Annotated in this window: 15 protein-coding genes and 1 tRNA gene; 3 read left to right on the top strand and 13 right to left on the bottom strand. The window is 70.4% G+C overall.

Annotated features, from left to right (window positions below):
- Window position 1: 1 nt before the first annotated feature.
- Window positions 2–73, bottom strand: a tRNA-Gln gene (locus tag ACK4LS_RS10575).
- Between the two features lie 106 nt (window positions 74–179).
- Between ACK4LS_RS10575 and ACK4LS_RS10570 the strand changes: the two genes are divergently transcribed.
- On the top strand, window positions 180–677 hold the full coding sequence (locus tag ACK4LS_RS10570; protein ID WP_409716875.1) for a MarR family winged helix-turn-helix transcriptional regulator: 498 nt from the start codon (window positions 180–182) through the stop codon (window positions 675–677).
- Window positions 674–1186 (top strand): hypothetical protein, encoded by a 513-nt coding sequence (locus tag ACK4LS_RS10565; protein WP_409716873.1) that lies wholly within the window; start codon window positions 674–676, stop codon window positions 1184–1186. Before ACK4LS_RS10570 ends, ACK4LS_RS10565 begins: the two co-directional genes overlap by 4 nt.
- A 114-nt stretch (window positions 1187–1300) precedes the next feature.
- Here the strand turns inward: ACK4LS_RS10565 and ACK4LS_RS10560 are convergent, their stop codons facing one another.
- The 11 genes from ACK4LS_RS10560 to ACK4LS_RS10510 form a co-directional block, all read right to left on the bottom strand.
- The gene (locus ACK4LS_RS10560; protein WP_409716871.1) at window positions 1301–1735 is read right to left on the bottom strand and encodes a hypothetical protein; all 435 of its coding nucleotides are present in this window, start codon (window positions 1733–1735) and stop codon (window positions 1301–1303) included.
- Window positions 1735–2427: a hypothetical protein gene (locus ACK4LS_RS10555; RefSeq protein ID WP_409716870.1), complete on the bottom strand. Its 693-nt coding sequence runs from the start codon at window positions 2425–2427 to the stop codon at window positions 1735–1737. Before ACK4LS_RS10555 ends, ACK4LS_RS10560 begins: the two co-directional genes overlap by 1 nt.
- A 36-nt stretch (window positions 2428–2463) precedes the next feature.
- The gene (locus ACK4LS_RS10550) at window positions 2464–2778 is read right to left on the bottom strand and encodes a hypothetical protein (RefSeq protein WP_409716868.1); all 315 of its coding nucleotides are present in this window, start codon (window positions 2776–2778) and stop codon (window positions 2464–2466) included.
- Window positions 2779–2780: 2 nt separating this feature from the next.
- Window positions 2781–3530, bottom strand: a complete 750-nt coding sequence (locus ACK4LS_RS10545) for a hypothetical protein (RefSeq protein ID WP_409716866.1) — start codon at window positions 3528–3530, stop codon at window positions 2781–2783.
- A gap of 112 nt (window positions 3531–3642) precedes the next feature.
- A complete protein-coding gene (locus tag ACK4LS_RS10540) occupies window positions 3643–5436 on the bottom strand; it encodes an ABC-F family ATP-binding cassette domain-containing protein (protein ID WP_409716864.1) in 1794 nt (597 codons plus the stop codon).
- A 216-nt stretch (window positions 5437–5652) separates the two neighbouring features.
- The gene (locus ACK4LS_RS10535; RefSeq protein WP_409716862.1) at window positions 5653–6570 is read right to left on the bottom strand and encodes a glycine betaine ABC transporter substrate-binding protein; all 918 of its coding nucleotides are present in this window, start codon (window positions 6568–6570) and stop codon (window positions 5653–5655) included.
- A 38-nt stretch (window positions 6571–6608) separates the two neighbouring features.
- Complete coding sequence (locus tag ACK4LS_RS10530; RefSeq protein ID WP_409716860.1) at window positions 6609–7367, bottom strand: ABC transporter permease; 759 nt, start codon at window positions 7365–7367, stop codon at window positions 6609–6611.
- Window positions 7364–8044: an ABC transporter permease gene (locus tag ACK4LS_RS10525; protein ID WP_409716858.1), complete on the bottom strand. Its 681-nt coding sequence runs from the start codon at window positions 8042–8044 to the stop codon at window positions 7364–7366. The genes ACK4LS_RS10530 and ACK4LS_RS10525 overlap by 4 nt, the downstream gene beginning before the upstream one ends.
- Entirely contained in the window at window positions 8041–8865 is an 825-nt protein-coding gene (locus ACK4LS_RS10520; protein ID WP_409716856.1) for an ABC transporter ATP-binding protein, read from the bottom strand. Before ACK4LS_RS10520 ends, ACK4LS_RS10525 begins: the two co-directional genes overlap by 4 nt.
- Before the next feature lie 14 nt (window positions 8866–8879).
- A complete protein-coding gene (locus ACK4LS_RS10515) occupies window positions 8880–9182 on the bottom strand; it encodes a DUF427 domain-containing protein (RefSeq protein WP_409716854.1) in 303 nt (100 codons plus the stop codon).
- 136 nt (window positions 9183–9318) lie between these two features.
- Complete coding sequence (locus tag ACK4LS_RS10510) at window positions 9319–10251, bottom strand: 4-(cytidine 5'-diphospho)-2-C-methyl-D-erythritol kinase (RefSeq protein ID WP_409716853.1); 933 nt, start codon at window positions 10249–10251, stop codon at window positions 9319–9321.
- A gap of 249 nt (window positions 10252–10500) precedes the next feature.
- Between ACK4LS_RS10510 and ACK4LS_RS10505 the strand changes: the two genes are divergently transcribed.
- A complete protein-coding gene (locus ACK4LS_RS10505) occupies window positions 10501–12072 on the top strand; it encodes a stealth family protein (RefSeq protein ID WP_409716851.1) in 1572 nt (523 codons plus the stop codon).
- Here ACK4LS_RS10505 and ACK4LS_RS10500 read toward each other — a convergent pair.
- The gene (locus ACK4LS_RS10500) at window positions 12023–12958 is read right to left on the bottom strand and encodes a phosphodiesterase (protein ID WP_409716849.1); all 936 of its coding nucleotides are present in this window, start codon (window positions 12956–12958) and stop codon (window positions 12023–12025) included. The two genes, ACK4LS_RS10505 and ACK4LS_RS10500, sit on opposite strands and share 50 nt — an antisense overlap.
- Window positions 12959–13227 lie beyond the last annotated feature (269 nt).

Here is a 13227-nt window from a genome sequence, read left to right as displayed (position 1 = left end):
GCTCCGCCGCCAGGATTCGAACCTGGACCTAACAGCTCCAAAGGCTGTCGTGCTGCCGTTACACCACGGCGGACCGTGCCCGCGGGCACCGGTCAAGTCTGCCAGACACCGGCGCCGGGCGTTCCCCGGAGAGCGGGCGGATGCGGCGTGCGCGGGCGCTTCGTCGGCATAATGAGGGGGTGAGCCGGGAAAGCGACGAAGTCGATCGCATCGTCGAGGCCTGGATGCGCCAGCGGCCCGATCTGGACTTCTCCCCCCTCGAGGTGCTCTCCCGCGTGGCCCGGCTCTCGCGGCACCTCGACATCGCGCGCAAAGAGGCGTTCCGCCGCAGCGACATCGAATCGTGGGAGTGGGACGTGCTCTCCGCGCTCCGTCGCGCGGGCGAGCCGTATCAGCTCAGCCCGAAGCAGCTGCTGCAGCAGACGCTCGTCTCCAGCGGCACCATGACCAACCGCATCGACCGGCTCGTCGCCCGCCGGTTCGTGCGCCGCGAGGCCGATCCCGGCGATGGACGGAGCATCCTCGTGACCCTCACCGACGACGGCCGCGTGCGCGTCGATGCCGCGATCACGCGCCTCGTCGACGCCGAGGCCCTGCTGCTCGACAGCCTCGCCCGCAGCGACCGCGAACGACTGGCGACGCTCCTGCGCAAGCTCAGCCTGGGGTTCGACGCGTGAGCGGCCCCGTCGCTCCCCCGTCGCGGTGGACTCGTGTGGGCGCGTGGTTCGATGTGCGCTTCCGCTCCCCCGCGGCGATCTACGGTCTCATCGTGTTCACCGCATTCGTGACGATCGCCGAAGACCACGCGGAGAGCATCGAGGACATGCTGACGACCGCGGTGGCGAGCCTCGTCATCTTCTTCATCGCGCACGTCTTCGCGCACACCCTGACGGAGCACTCCGAGCACGGCTTCCGCGCGGCGACGCGCAGTGCGCTGCGACACGGTGCCGGCATGCTCTACGCCTCGGTGCCGTCGATCCTCGTGCTGCTGATCGTGGACGCGTTCGGAGGCACCCTCGGCGACGCCGTCGACTACTGCCTGCTGGCGGCCTTCGTGGTGCTCGCCGTCCTCGGATACCACGCGTTCCAGAGCCGCCGCGCACCGGTGTGGGCGCGCCTGCTCGGCGCCGTGGCCACGGCGATGCTGGGCCTGTTCATCGTCGTGTTGGAGTACGGCTTCCACTGACCGCCGCGTCGCGCGCCACCGGGCGCCGCGGTGAGGCCGCGCGAAGACGCCGCGTGCGAACGAGGCGTGGGCCGGTGGAGGCGGCCGAGCGGATCTGCGCTCGGTCCGGCCCCGTCACGCCGAGCGGCGTTGGGCGGCCCCGTAGACGAGCACGCCCTGCACCGCGACGAGGATGCCGAGCACGAACGTCGTCACGCCCGCACCGATCGCCGCGGGGGACGAACCGGTGGCGCCCAGGATGATGCCGAGACCGGCGCCGGCGAACCCGAAGACGAAGGCGAGGATCGTCAGGAGCCCGAGCGGGCCGGTCGACGGCAAGGAGTCGTGGCGCCCTCCCGCGATGCGGAGGGAGAACCCTCCGATCACAGCGCTGATGACCGCGAGCACCACGCACGCCACCGCCGGTCCGATCGCTGCGGCGGCGCTCGCCGCCACGAGGAAGAAGGCGATCGCCACGAAGACGAGCACGACCGCCAGCACCATGGCGAGGATCCCCGTCACCCGCGGACGGGTGGTGCGCAGCGCATCGCCCTGCCGAGACGCGCTCATCAGCTGGTCGCGATCTGGGGCCACTGCGAGATACCCGCCTGCGCCGACGCGATGGTCGCGCGGGAGCTGCCCGCCGCGACGTACAGGATCGCCACTCCCGCCCCGCCGGCGACCAGGAACCCGGCGATGCCCAGACCGATCAGCACGGGGGCCGCGGGCAGACCCACGATGGTCCCCGTGGCGACGGCGGCACCGGCGAGGGCGCTGAGAAGCGTGATCGCAGCGACCACGATGCCCGCCCAGAACGCGATGATCGCACCGGCGAGGCCTGTCATGGCGCCGGAGACGTTCTCGGCATAGTCCGACAGGATCGACGAGTTGGCCCGGCGCTGCGGCTCCACCGACTGGCGGTACTGCTCGGCCGCGGTCCCGGTCCAGCGATCGTCGACCGACAGGTTGAGATCGGTGATGGTGTCGTTGATGCGCGAGACCTTCACGCCCATCTGCTTCCACCCGTCGGCCGCCCCGTTGAGCATGAAGGGGTTGCCGACGTGCGACAGGATGTCGGCGCACCAGGCCCAGAACTCGCCCAGTTTGTCCAACATGGCGTTCCAGGCGTCTTGCACGCGATCGGCGATGAAGCCGAGGACGGCCGGCAGCGTCGACAGCGCCGCGTTGATCAACCGCGCGATCTCGTCGATCTTCTCGCGGATCTGCTGCAGGAGCTCGATGAAGCGCTCAGCGGGGTTCATGCGTTACCTCTCGTTCGTACCCGGGGGGGTGGGATGTCAGGAGACGGGCTGCCAGACCTCGTACAGACCGGACTGCGTCTCGTCTTCGTACCGCTCGAAATCGGCACGCACGGCGCGGAGGGCATCGGCTCCGGCGCGCGTGGCGGTCGCCCCCTGCTCGAGCAGGGTCATCACCTGCGTCCGGATCTGCTCGTAGCTGTCGGCGACGTCCATCGCGGCGAACGAGAACGCGCCGCGGTACACGTCGATACCCGACAGCTCGCTGTGACCGGACTCCAGCGTGTCGCCGGCGGCATCCCAGAGGGAGGCGTCCTTCGAGAGGGCCTCGTATGCCAGGGAGATGTCGCTCATCGTCAGTCCTTTCCGCGGAGGAAGTTCTCGAACGCCTCCGGATCGTCTACGAATCGTTGGTACTTCGCCAGCGGCGTGCCGTCGAGCACTCCCCCGGCCGCACGCAGCGCCGTGTCGCTGCGGGCGCGGGCGATCGCGTCGTTCAGTTCGCGCGAGATGTCGCCACCGGTCGCACGGGAGACCCAGGTGGGCGACAGCTCCAGCGAGAGCAGATCTCCGGCGGGCGAGACACGCACGGAGACGCGCGCGTCGGTGCTCTCGACCCGGGTTCCGGCTCGGCCGCGCGTGACGGCGGCGTCGAAGGTGCTGTCGAAGTTCGCCACGATGTCGTCGAGAACGCCCAGGACGTTCTCGAGCACCTTGTTCGCCGCGACCGTGCCCTCGGACTCGGCTTCGAGCGCCGCCCTCATGCGCCCGGCCGTGGTCTGCGACGTCGGGGGGACGGGCGTGGCGGCGTGCGGACGATCCATCGCCGCGTCGACCTGGACAGCCCATTCCGCGAGACGCGCCTCGCCCAGCGCGCCGAACACGGCCATGACGCCGTCGGCCAGTTCGCCGGGCGCGTAGGTGTCGCGCCACGCGTCGCCGATGTCGACGGTGAGCACGCCTTCGCCGCTGAGGTCGAGGAAGATCGTGCCCGAATCGTCGTGGGCCGACGCCGGCAACGGCTGCGCCGCGGCATCCTCGTAGATCCTCGCCTCACGCATGAGATCGTCGTGCAGCTGATAGAAGCGCTCGGCATCGTCGGACATGCGTCTCCGTCTCCGTGCTCGCCCCCGGAGCACCCGATCCACGCTAATCAGGGCGCGGACGAAATGCCAGCACTCGACACGGCGAGGCTCATCACGGCAAGATGTGCCTCGATCAGCCGATGGTCTCCGTGAGGGTGAACCAGTGCGTCTCGAGGTCGTCGCGCTCGGACTCCCACCCCGCGATGCGCTCCATCTCTTTGCCGAGGCCCACATAGTCCATCTGGTCGTGATCGGCGAGGGCCGCCTTGGCCCGGTCGATCTGGGCCTGCAGCTTCTCGATGCGCCGTTCCGTGGCCGACGCCTCCTTCTGCGCGGCGCGCAGTTCCGACCCCTGCAGTCCCGCCGCGGCGGGAGAGGCGCCGGATGCCGCGGAGCGCGAGGGTTCGGCATCCTGGAGCGCCCGCAGGCGCAGGTACTCGTCCACGCCCCCGGGGAGGTGGCGCAGGCGTGCGTCGAGGATGGCGTACTGCTGGTCGGTGACGCGCTCGAGGAAGTAGCGGTCGTGCGAGACGACGATGAGCGTGCCCGACCACGAGTCGAGGAGGTCTTCCATCGCGGCGAGCATGTCGGTGTCGAGGTCGTTGGTCGGCTCGTCGAGGATCAGCACGTTCGGCTGGTCCAGCAGCACCAGCAGGAGCTGCAGGCGCCGCTTCTGCCCCCCGGAGAGATCTTTCACGGGGGTCGAGAGCTGGGCGCTCGAGAAGCCGAGACGCTCGAGGAGTTGCCCCGGCGTGAGCTCCTGCGCCTTGGACCCCGCGCCGAAGGCGTAGGTCGTGCGCAGCCCCGAGATGACCACGCGCACGGGGTCGTTCAGATGTTGGTCGAGCTCATCGAGGCGCTGGGTCAGCGTCGCGACCTTGACGGTCTTGCCGCGCTTCACCCGTCCGAACGTGGGGTGGAGCGAGCCGGTCACCAGGTTGAGCAGCGTCGACTTCCCGGCGCCGTTCACGCCCAGGATGCCGGTGCGCTCCCCGGGGGCGATGCGCCACTCGACGTCCTTCAGCACGGTGTGCTCGCCGTAGGTCACGCCCGCATCGAGGAGGTCGACCACGTCTTTCCCGAGACGCGCGACGGCCAGCGACTGCAGCGCGATCTTGTCGCGGATCTCGGGCACGTCGGCGATGAGCTCGTTCGCCGCGTCGATGCGGAACTTCGGCTTCGACGTGCGCGCGGGGGCGCCACGGCGGAGCCACGCGAGCTCCTTGCGGGCGAGGTTCTGACGACGCTGTTCGATGCTCGCGGCCTGCCGGTCGCGCTCGACACGCTGCAGGATGTACGCCGCGTAGCCGCCCTCGAAGGGCTCGACGAGGCGGTCGTGCACCTCCCACGTGGCGGTGCAGATCTCATCGAGGAACCACCGGTCGTGCGTGACGACCAGCAGGCCCCCCGCCGTCGGAGCCCAGCGCTTCTTGAGGTGACCGGCGAGCCACGTGATGGCCTCGACGTCGAGGTGGTTGGTGGGCTCGTCGAGGAAGAGGACGTCCCAGTCGCCGGAGAGCAGCCGGGCCAGCGCGACGCGGCGGCGCTGGCCGCCGGAGAGGTCGCCGAGCCGTGCGTCCCACGGCAGATCGCCGAGCAGCCCCGCGATGACGTCGCGCGTGCGCGCGTCGCCCGCCCACTCGTGCTCGGGACGGTCGCCGACGACCGCGTGGCCGATGGTGTCGTCGTCGTCGAGGGTGTCCTGCTGGTCGAGCACCCCCACCGTCACCCCGCCGCGCACCGTGACGCGCCCGCCGTCGGGCTCGCGGATGCCGGCGAGCATGCCGAGCAGGCTCGACTTGCCGTCGCCGTTGCGACCGACGATGCCGATGCGGTCGCCCTCGTTCACGCCGAGCGAGACGGAGTCGAAGACGACCTTGGTCGGGTATTCCAGGTGCAGGGCTTCGCCCCCGAGCAGATGTGCCATATCCGTCCCAGGCTACGCGGTGCCCGGGGCGGACGGCATCCGGATCGTTCAAGCGCCGTCTCCGGCCCGGCTCCGCGCCTCCTCCACGACACCGGTGCGCACGGCGAGCGGGTCGAGGGCGGGTCGCCGTCCCGCGGATGTCGCCGGCGCGACCGGCCGTGGAACGACCGCGGGGCCGCCCGGATCACCGGACGGCCCCGCGGGGAGGGAGAAGGCTCAGAAGCCGTTGGCCGAGAGCCACTCCTTCGCGATGTCCTCCGGCGACTCCTGGTCGACGGTCGACTTCACGTTGAGTTCGACGAGGCCCTCGGGGGTGAGCGCCGCGCTGACCTTGTTCAGCACGTCGGACACGTCGGAGGCGACGTTCGAGTTGACGACCGGCACGACGTTCGACGCGAGGAACAGGCCCTCGGGGTCGGTCAGGGTGACGAGGTCGTCGGTCTGGATGCGCGGGTCGGCCGTGTAGACGTTGGCGACCTGGATCGTGCCGGCGACGAGATCGTCGACCGTGGTCTCACCGGTCGGCGAGAACTGCACGTTCACGCCGTAGGTCGACTGCAGTCCCGTCGGGCCATAGGGGCGCTCGGCGAGCTCGGCGTTGCCGCCGAGGGTCAGTCCCGAGGTGACCTTGGCGAGGTCGGCGATGCTGGTCAGCCCGTTCGCCTCCGCGAAGGCGGCGGTGACGGTGTAGGAGTCCTGGTCGGTGGCCTCGGACTGGTCGAGCACCTCGAGGCCCTCGGGCAGGGCGGCCGGCAGCGCCTCGTACACCTCGTCGGAGGTGCGCGCGGTGGTGTCCTCCTCGAAGAACTGCAGCAGGTTGCCCGAGTACTCGGGGAAGACCGAGACGGTCCCGTCTTCGAGCAGGGGGATGTAGGCGTCGCGCTGACCGATCTGGAACTGGCGCGTGACCGTCTTGCCGGCGCCCTCCAGGGCCTGGGCGTAGATCTCGGCGATGATCTCGTTCGAGTAGTAGGCCTGCGAGCCCACGGTGATCGTGTCGGACGAGGCGCTGGCGTCTCCTCCGCCGTTGCTGAGGGGATCGCTCGATCCGCCGGAGCAACCGGCGAGGGTGAGCGAGGCGACCGCGAGGCCGGCGAAGAGGCCGAGGCCCTTCCGGGTTCGTGCTGTGAACATGGGTGCTCTCTTTTCTGGTGATGCGGGATGCGGGTGGGTCAGGGAGTCGCCGGCGGTGCGGTGGCCGCTCCGACCGCGATGGCCTCGGCGCGGCGCTGCCGGGCGGAGCGGCGCTGCGGCTGAGCGGAGGCGGCGGCACGGATGCCGCGGGGCACGACGAGGTGCTGGAGCAGGGCGAAGAGCCCGTCGATGACCAGCGCGAGAACGGCGACGAGGATGGCGCCGCCGATCAGGATGTCGAAGCGGCGGAGCGGGATGGCGGCGATGATGTACTGCCCCAGCCCGCCGAGACCGATGTAGGCCGCGATCGTCACGGTGGCCAGCACCTGCAACGTCGCCGCACGAATGCCGCCGACGAGCAGCGGGAGTCCCAGCGGCACTTCGATGCGCCAGAAGATCTGCATCTCGGTCATGCCCATCGAACGCCCCGCGTCGATCACACGGCGGTCGATCGCCTCCAGACCGGTGTAGGCACCGGCCAGCAGGGAGGGGATCGCCAGCACGACGAACGAGATGACGGCCGCCTCGGGTTTGTGGAGCACGCCGAGCAGCAGGGTCAGCAGGATCAGCAGACCGAAGGACGGGATGGCGCGCGCCGCGCCGGAGATCGCCACCGCGGTCTCGCGTCCCTTTCCGGTGTGACCGATGAACCAGCCGAGCGGGATGGCCACCGCCCCGGCGATCACCACCGCGACCAGCGTGTAGAGCAACTGCACACCGATGGCCAGGGGGATGGAGTCGAAGGGGCTCTGGTCTCCCGAGAAGATCCAGCCCAGTGCGTCGCCGATGAGGTTCATGCCTTCACCAGCGTCCGGTTGGACACGCGCGAGACGGTCCGGGTCTGCCGGGTCCAGGGCATGAGCAGCCGTCCGGCGAGCACGAGCAGGAGGTCGATGAGCAGGGCCAGCACCACGACGGCGATGACGCCCGCGAACACCTCGGGGATGATGCGCCGCTGCAGACCGTTGGTGAACAGATAGCCGATGTTCTGGATGCCGACCAGGATGCCGACGGTGGCCAGCGCGATCGTGCTCGCGGAGGCGACGCGCAGCCCCGCGAGCACCACGGGCCCGGCGAGGGGGAACTCCACGGCCCAGAAGCGGCGGAAGGAGCCGTATCCGATCGCGGTGGAGGCCTGACGCACACCCGCATCGACGGAGTCCAGGCCGTCGGCGACCGCTCGCACGAGGATGGCCACGGCGTAGATCGCGAGCGCCACGATGAGGTTGGTCTCACTGACGATGCTGTACCAACCGGTCACGACCGGCACGAGGATGAGCAGGGCGAGCGAGGGGATCGTGTAGAGCAGGCCCGTGATCGTGATGACACTGCTGCGCACCAGGCGGTAGCGCCACGCCACCCACCCGAGCGGGATGCTGATGACGAAACCCACGATGAGCGCGATCACGCTCTGGCGCAGGTGCACCAGCGTCAGCTCGCCGATCAGGTCGAGGTTGTTGCCGACCCAGTTCACGGGTGGGAGTCCTCCACGAGCGCACCCTGTGTGCGTCCCTCGGCATCCACCACGACCGTGCCGGTCGCGGTCTGCTTCAGGTGCAGGGCGCGCTTGCCCTTGACCGCGCCGATGAAACTCGCGACGAAGTCGCTCGCGGGATTCTCGACGATCTGGCTGGGGGTGCCGACCTGGGCGATCTTCGCCCCCTTCTCGAGGATGACGACCTGGTCGCCGAGCAGGAACGCCTCATCGATGTCGTGCGTGACGAACACGATGGTCTTGCCGATCTCGCTCTGCAGACGGAGGAGCTCCTGCTGGAGTTCGTCACGGACGATCGGGTCGACCGCGCCGAACGGCTCGTCCATCAGCAGGATGTTCGGGTCGGCGGCGAGGCCACGGGCCACGCCCACGCGCTGCTGCTGACCGCCCGAGAGCTGGCTCGGATAGCGATCGGCCATCGCGGTGTCCAGCCCCACGGTCTTCATCAGCTCGAGCGCGCGCGTTCGTGCGGTCTTCCGGTTCTGGCCCTGGAGCACCGGAACGGTGGCGATGTTGTCGGCGACGGTGAAGTGCGGCAGGAGCCCGGAGTTCTGCATCACGTAGCCGATGCTGCGCCGCAACTGCACGGCGGGCTTGCCGCCGATGTCGTCACCGTCGATCGTGATCGCACCCGAGGAGGGTTCGACCATGCGGTTGATCATGCGCAGGAGCGTCGTCTTGCCGCAGCCGGATGAACCGACGAAGACGGTCGTCTTTCGCGACGGGATGACGAGGTGGAAGTCGTCGACGGCGCGGGTGCCGTCGGGGAAGACCTTGGAGACGGCCGAGAACTCGATCATGCGATGGTCCGAACTCAGTCGGAGACCACGACCTTCCGGTCGAAGGCTACGTAGCCGGCGAAGTCCTTGCCCACGCGGTCGACCGCACCCGGCAGGAGGTCGGGGTACGACCAGGCGCCGTCGGTGAGCTGCGCGCCGTCGACGGAGATGTTCCAGTACTGCGCGGCACCCTTCCAGGGGCAGGTGTACGCGGTGGGGCTCTGCTGCAGGGCGCCCTCGCGCACCGCCTGCGGCGGGAAGTACCAGTTGCCCTCGATCGAGGCCAGGTCGTCGCGGTCGGCTTCGGCGATCACGACGCCGTCGAGTACTGCCTTCATGGGAAAGACCCCCTTCATGGCGCCCCGCGGGCACGGCACCCGGCGGTGACGATCACCTCGGTCGAGGGTAGCGAGGTACGGATGGCGCAATCCGAAGATTGCCCCGTGTGTCGACCTGGGCTATGGTGCCGCGCGGTCAGACCACACGGGCGCCGGGGACCGGACCGTGGACGTGGAGGGCGACCAGACCCGCCGCGCTCAAGGTCACCTGCAGGTCGATCGCGGAAGCCTCGTCGGCGGCGAGGAAGGCCAGGGTCGGCCCCGAACCCGAGACGATCCCCGCGAGGGCACCGGAGCTCTCGCCCCGCTGCAGCACGCGGGCCAGGTCGGGGCGCAGGTGCAGCGCCGGGGCCTGCAGGTCGTTGCGCAGCGTCGCGGCGAGCATCTCGGCATCCCCCTGCCGCAGCGCGTGCAGCACGGCGGGATCGACCGCGGGAACCCGGGGGGCGGGGCCGATGTCGACCGCGTGCCGCTCGCGATGGGCGTCGAGCTCGCCGTAGACGACGGGGGTCGACATGCCCACGTCGTTGGGGACGAGCACCCAGTCGAAGCGCCCGCGGGCGAGCGCGGGGCTGAGCTCGTCGCCGCGGCCCGTCCCGATCGCGGTGCCGCCGAGGAGGGCGAAGGGAACGTCGGCGCCCAAGCGCGCCGCGAGGTGCGCGAGCTCGTTCGTCGGCATCCCGAGACCCCACAGGGCGTCGCACGCGACCAGCGCCGCCGCGGCGTCGGCCGAGCCACCGCCCATCCCCCCGGCCACCGGCACGGCCTTTCGCACGGAGAGATGCACGCCCTGCTCGACACCGGCGGTGCGGGCGAGCAGGCGGGCCGCTCTCACCGCGAGATTGCGATCGTCGGTGGGAACGCCCTCGACGTCGACCGGCCCGCGCGCGGAGACCTCGATCGTGATCTCATCGGAGGGGGTCGCCACCATCTCCTCGTAGAGCGAGACGGCCTGGAACGCGGTCGCGAGCTCGTGGTAGCCGTCGTCCTGCACGTCGCCGACCTCGAGGAAGACGTTGATCTTCCCGGGCGCACGCACGCGGACGGCCGTGGGAGGGATGCCGTTCATCGGGGCCCCGTCCCCTCTGCGCGACGAACCGCGTCGGCGTGTGCGAAACTGGTACGTCGGCCCACTTCCCTCCGTCGCTCGCACGGCGGTTCGGGAAGGTCCGGGCCGGAGCGAGCGATGTGAGTCACTCTTCGACAGTAGTGCTCCGCTCCCCGCCGTTCGGCGCCGTTGCCGAAACGTCTTCGTAACCCCGGAACCCTACGGTGTCCGGAACCCGTCACCTACCCCCGAGGAGGCAGTATGCGCCCGATGGTCCCCCTGTCGATCGACACCGACCCCTGGCGCGCGCTGCTCTCCCGCTCCGACATCCGGATGCACGACGGCATCCTCCATGTCGTCGACGACACCTCCACCCCGTCGATCGCCGAGCGGGACGACCTGCTCACGGCCGCCACCGCTATCGAAGCGGCCGGCGTGCGCGTGCTGCTCGTGCGCGACGCGAACCGCCGCCCCAAGCTCGTGATCGACACCGTCGACGCCGAGGCCGCGCTCACCGCCCTGCGCGACCCGGGGCTCGGCCCGATCTACCTCAAGGCCCGTGGCGAAGACCCGGTGCCGGCGCACAGCGTCGCGCCCGCGCCCGGCTCGGTGCAGGCCTACGCCGTCTTCCGTCCGCGGACATCGACCGAGGGCTCGTACCGCTACGGCGCCTCGCTCGCCCCGCGTCTGGAGCTCTGGCGCTTCGGCGCGAAGACGGTCGAGGCGCCGCGGCCGAGCGCCCTCACGCGCCGCCGGTTCGCCGCCGCAGACCTCGACCTCGTCGAGGTCGAACGCTACGGCCGCCGCTGGACGACGGTGTCGGGCATGTTCGATGCGCACCCCAACGAGTTCACCGCCGACGTCGACATGGTCTTCTCCTGGGTCGACGGTTCGTCGAGCGAATTCCAGCGTCAGCGCGCCGCGCGCATGAAGGGTTACGTCGTCGGCGACGGCGATGACAACGCCGCCCGGTACCGCCAGGTCGACGAGCTGCGCTACGCCCTGCGCAGCGTGCACATGTACGCGCCCTGGGTGCGCCGCATCTTCATCGCGACCGACTCCCCCACCCCGGAGTGGCTCGCCGATCACCCCAAGGTCACGATCGTGCGCAGCGAGGAGTTCTTCGCCGATCCGTCGGTGCTGCCCACCCACAACTCGCACGCCGTCGAGGCGCAGCTGCACCGCATCCCGGGCCTGGCCGAGCACTTCCTCTACAGCAACGACGACATGTTCTTCGGTCGCCCCGTGACCCCGGAGCTGTTCTTCAGCGGCGGCGGCGTGAGCCGCTTCGTCGAGAGCGGCGTGCGCATCGGCAGCGGCCCCGCGCACATCGACCGCTCGGGTCACGACAACGGCCTGCGCGTCAACCGCGCCCTGCTGAAGGAGCGCTTCGGCCGCGTCATCACGCTCGACCTCGAGCACTGCGCGACGCCGCTGCGCCGCTCGGTCGCATCGGAGCTGGAGCAGGAGTTCGCCGACGACTACGCCCGCACGGCGGCCAGCCGGTTCCGCTCGGCGACCGACATCTCGGTGACCAACAGCCTCTACCACTACTACGCCCTCGCCACCGGCCGCGCGGTCATCACGAGCGAGCCCCGCACGCGCTACGTGCAGACCACGCAACTCGAGTCGCTGCGCACCATGGAGCGTCTCGTCTCGCGTCGCGACACCGACATGTTCTGCCTCAACGACGGAAGCGTCCCGGAGATCCCGGAAGAGGTGCGGGTGCCCGCGCTGCGCGCGTGCCTCGAGCGCTACTTCCCGGTGGCGGCCCCGTGGGAGAAGACCTCGGTCACCGCAGGATCGGCAGCGGCGTCGTCGGCGGCGACACCCGTCCACTGAGATCCCGCGAGGTCGGAACGGCGATCCCCGCGTCGCGCAGGCGCCGCTGGGACTCGTCGGCGTCGACGTACTGCAGCACCGCGCTCGCGGCGAGCGGCACGACCGAGTGGACGATCGTCTCGTCGTAGACGTGCACGAGGTTGAATCCCTGCGCCGCATCCTGGGGGCGCGTTCCGCCCACCGGCACCATGAGGTCCTGCGTGTAGCAGGTGGCCGATGCCACCGACACCGGGATGCCGGCGAACGTGGCGAAGGTCGAGTAGTGCAGGTGGCCGGCGAGCACGGCACGCACGTCGGAACCGCGCAGCACGTCCGCAAGGCTCCGCTGGTCGCGGAGCTCGACCGAGGCGGCGAGGTCGAGCACGCTCGGCACGGGCGGGTGGTGCATCGCGAGGATCGTGCCGAGCGGCGCGGGCGTCGACAGCACCCCGGCGAGCCAGCGGAGCTGTTCCGGGGCGACTTCGCCGTGGTGGGCGCCGGGCACCGAGGTGTCGAGGGTGACGATGCGCAGACCGTCGAACTCGTCGACCCGGTCCACCGGTGCCGTCGGCTCGCCCCCGTCGTCGGGGAGCAGGCGGGAACGGAACGCCGCACGGTCGTCGTGGTTCCCCATCACCCACACGATGCGGGCCTCCAGCCGCTCGGCCAGCGGCTCGATCAGGGCGCGAACGCGATCGTAGGCGTCGGTCTCGCCGTGGTCGGCCAGATCGCCCGTGAAGACGAGGGCGTCGGGCCGGATGCCGGACGCCTCGATCGCCGCGACCGCCCGGGCGAGGTACGCCTCCGAGTCGACGTCGTCGTACAGCGGCGCACCGCCGGCGCGGAGGTGGGTGTCGCTCAGGTGCAACAGCACACGTTCGGCACGGGGGTACTCGGCGTAGCGCATCTCGTTCCTCTCGGGCCGTCCGGCACGGCCTCGTCACCAGCGTGATGCTCCCGGTTGGCTCGAAATGTTACCGGCATGTTTCGGGAACGCGTGATGAACACGACGAGAACTCGCCCGGGAGCCGCACTCCCGGCGCCGGTCGACCGGGCGCGCGTCTCTCCCCCGCGCGGCGACGTCGCCGCGTCGCCGCGCTCCCGAACCGGCGGGCGCCGAAGTCACGCGCGCGGCGCGAGATGACCGGCCCATGGCCCGCGACGCGGGTCATCTCG

This window comes from Microbacterium sp. (assembly GCF_046295495.1).
In the GTDB taxonomy this organism is placed as follows: domain Bacteria; phylum Actinomycetota; class Actinomycetes; order Actinomycetales; family Microbacteriaceae; genus Microbacterium.
This window is presented reverse-complemented; position numbering and strand designations above follow the sequence as displayed.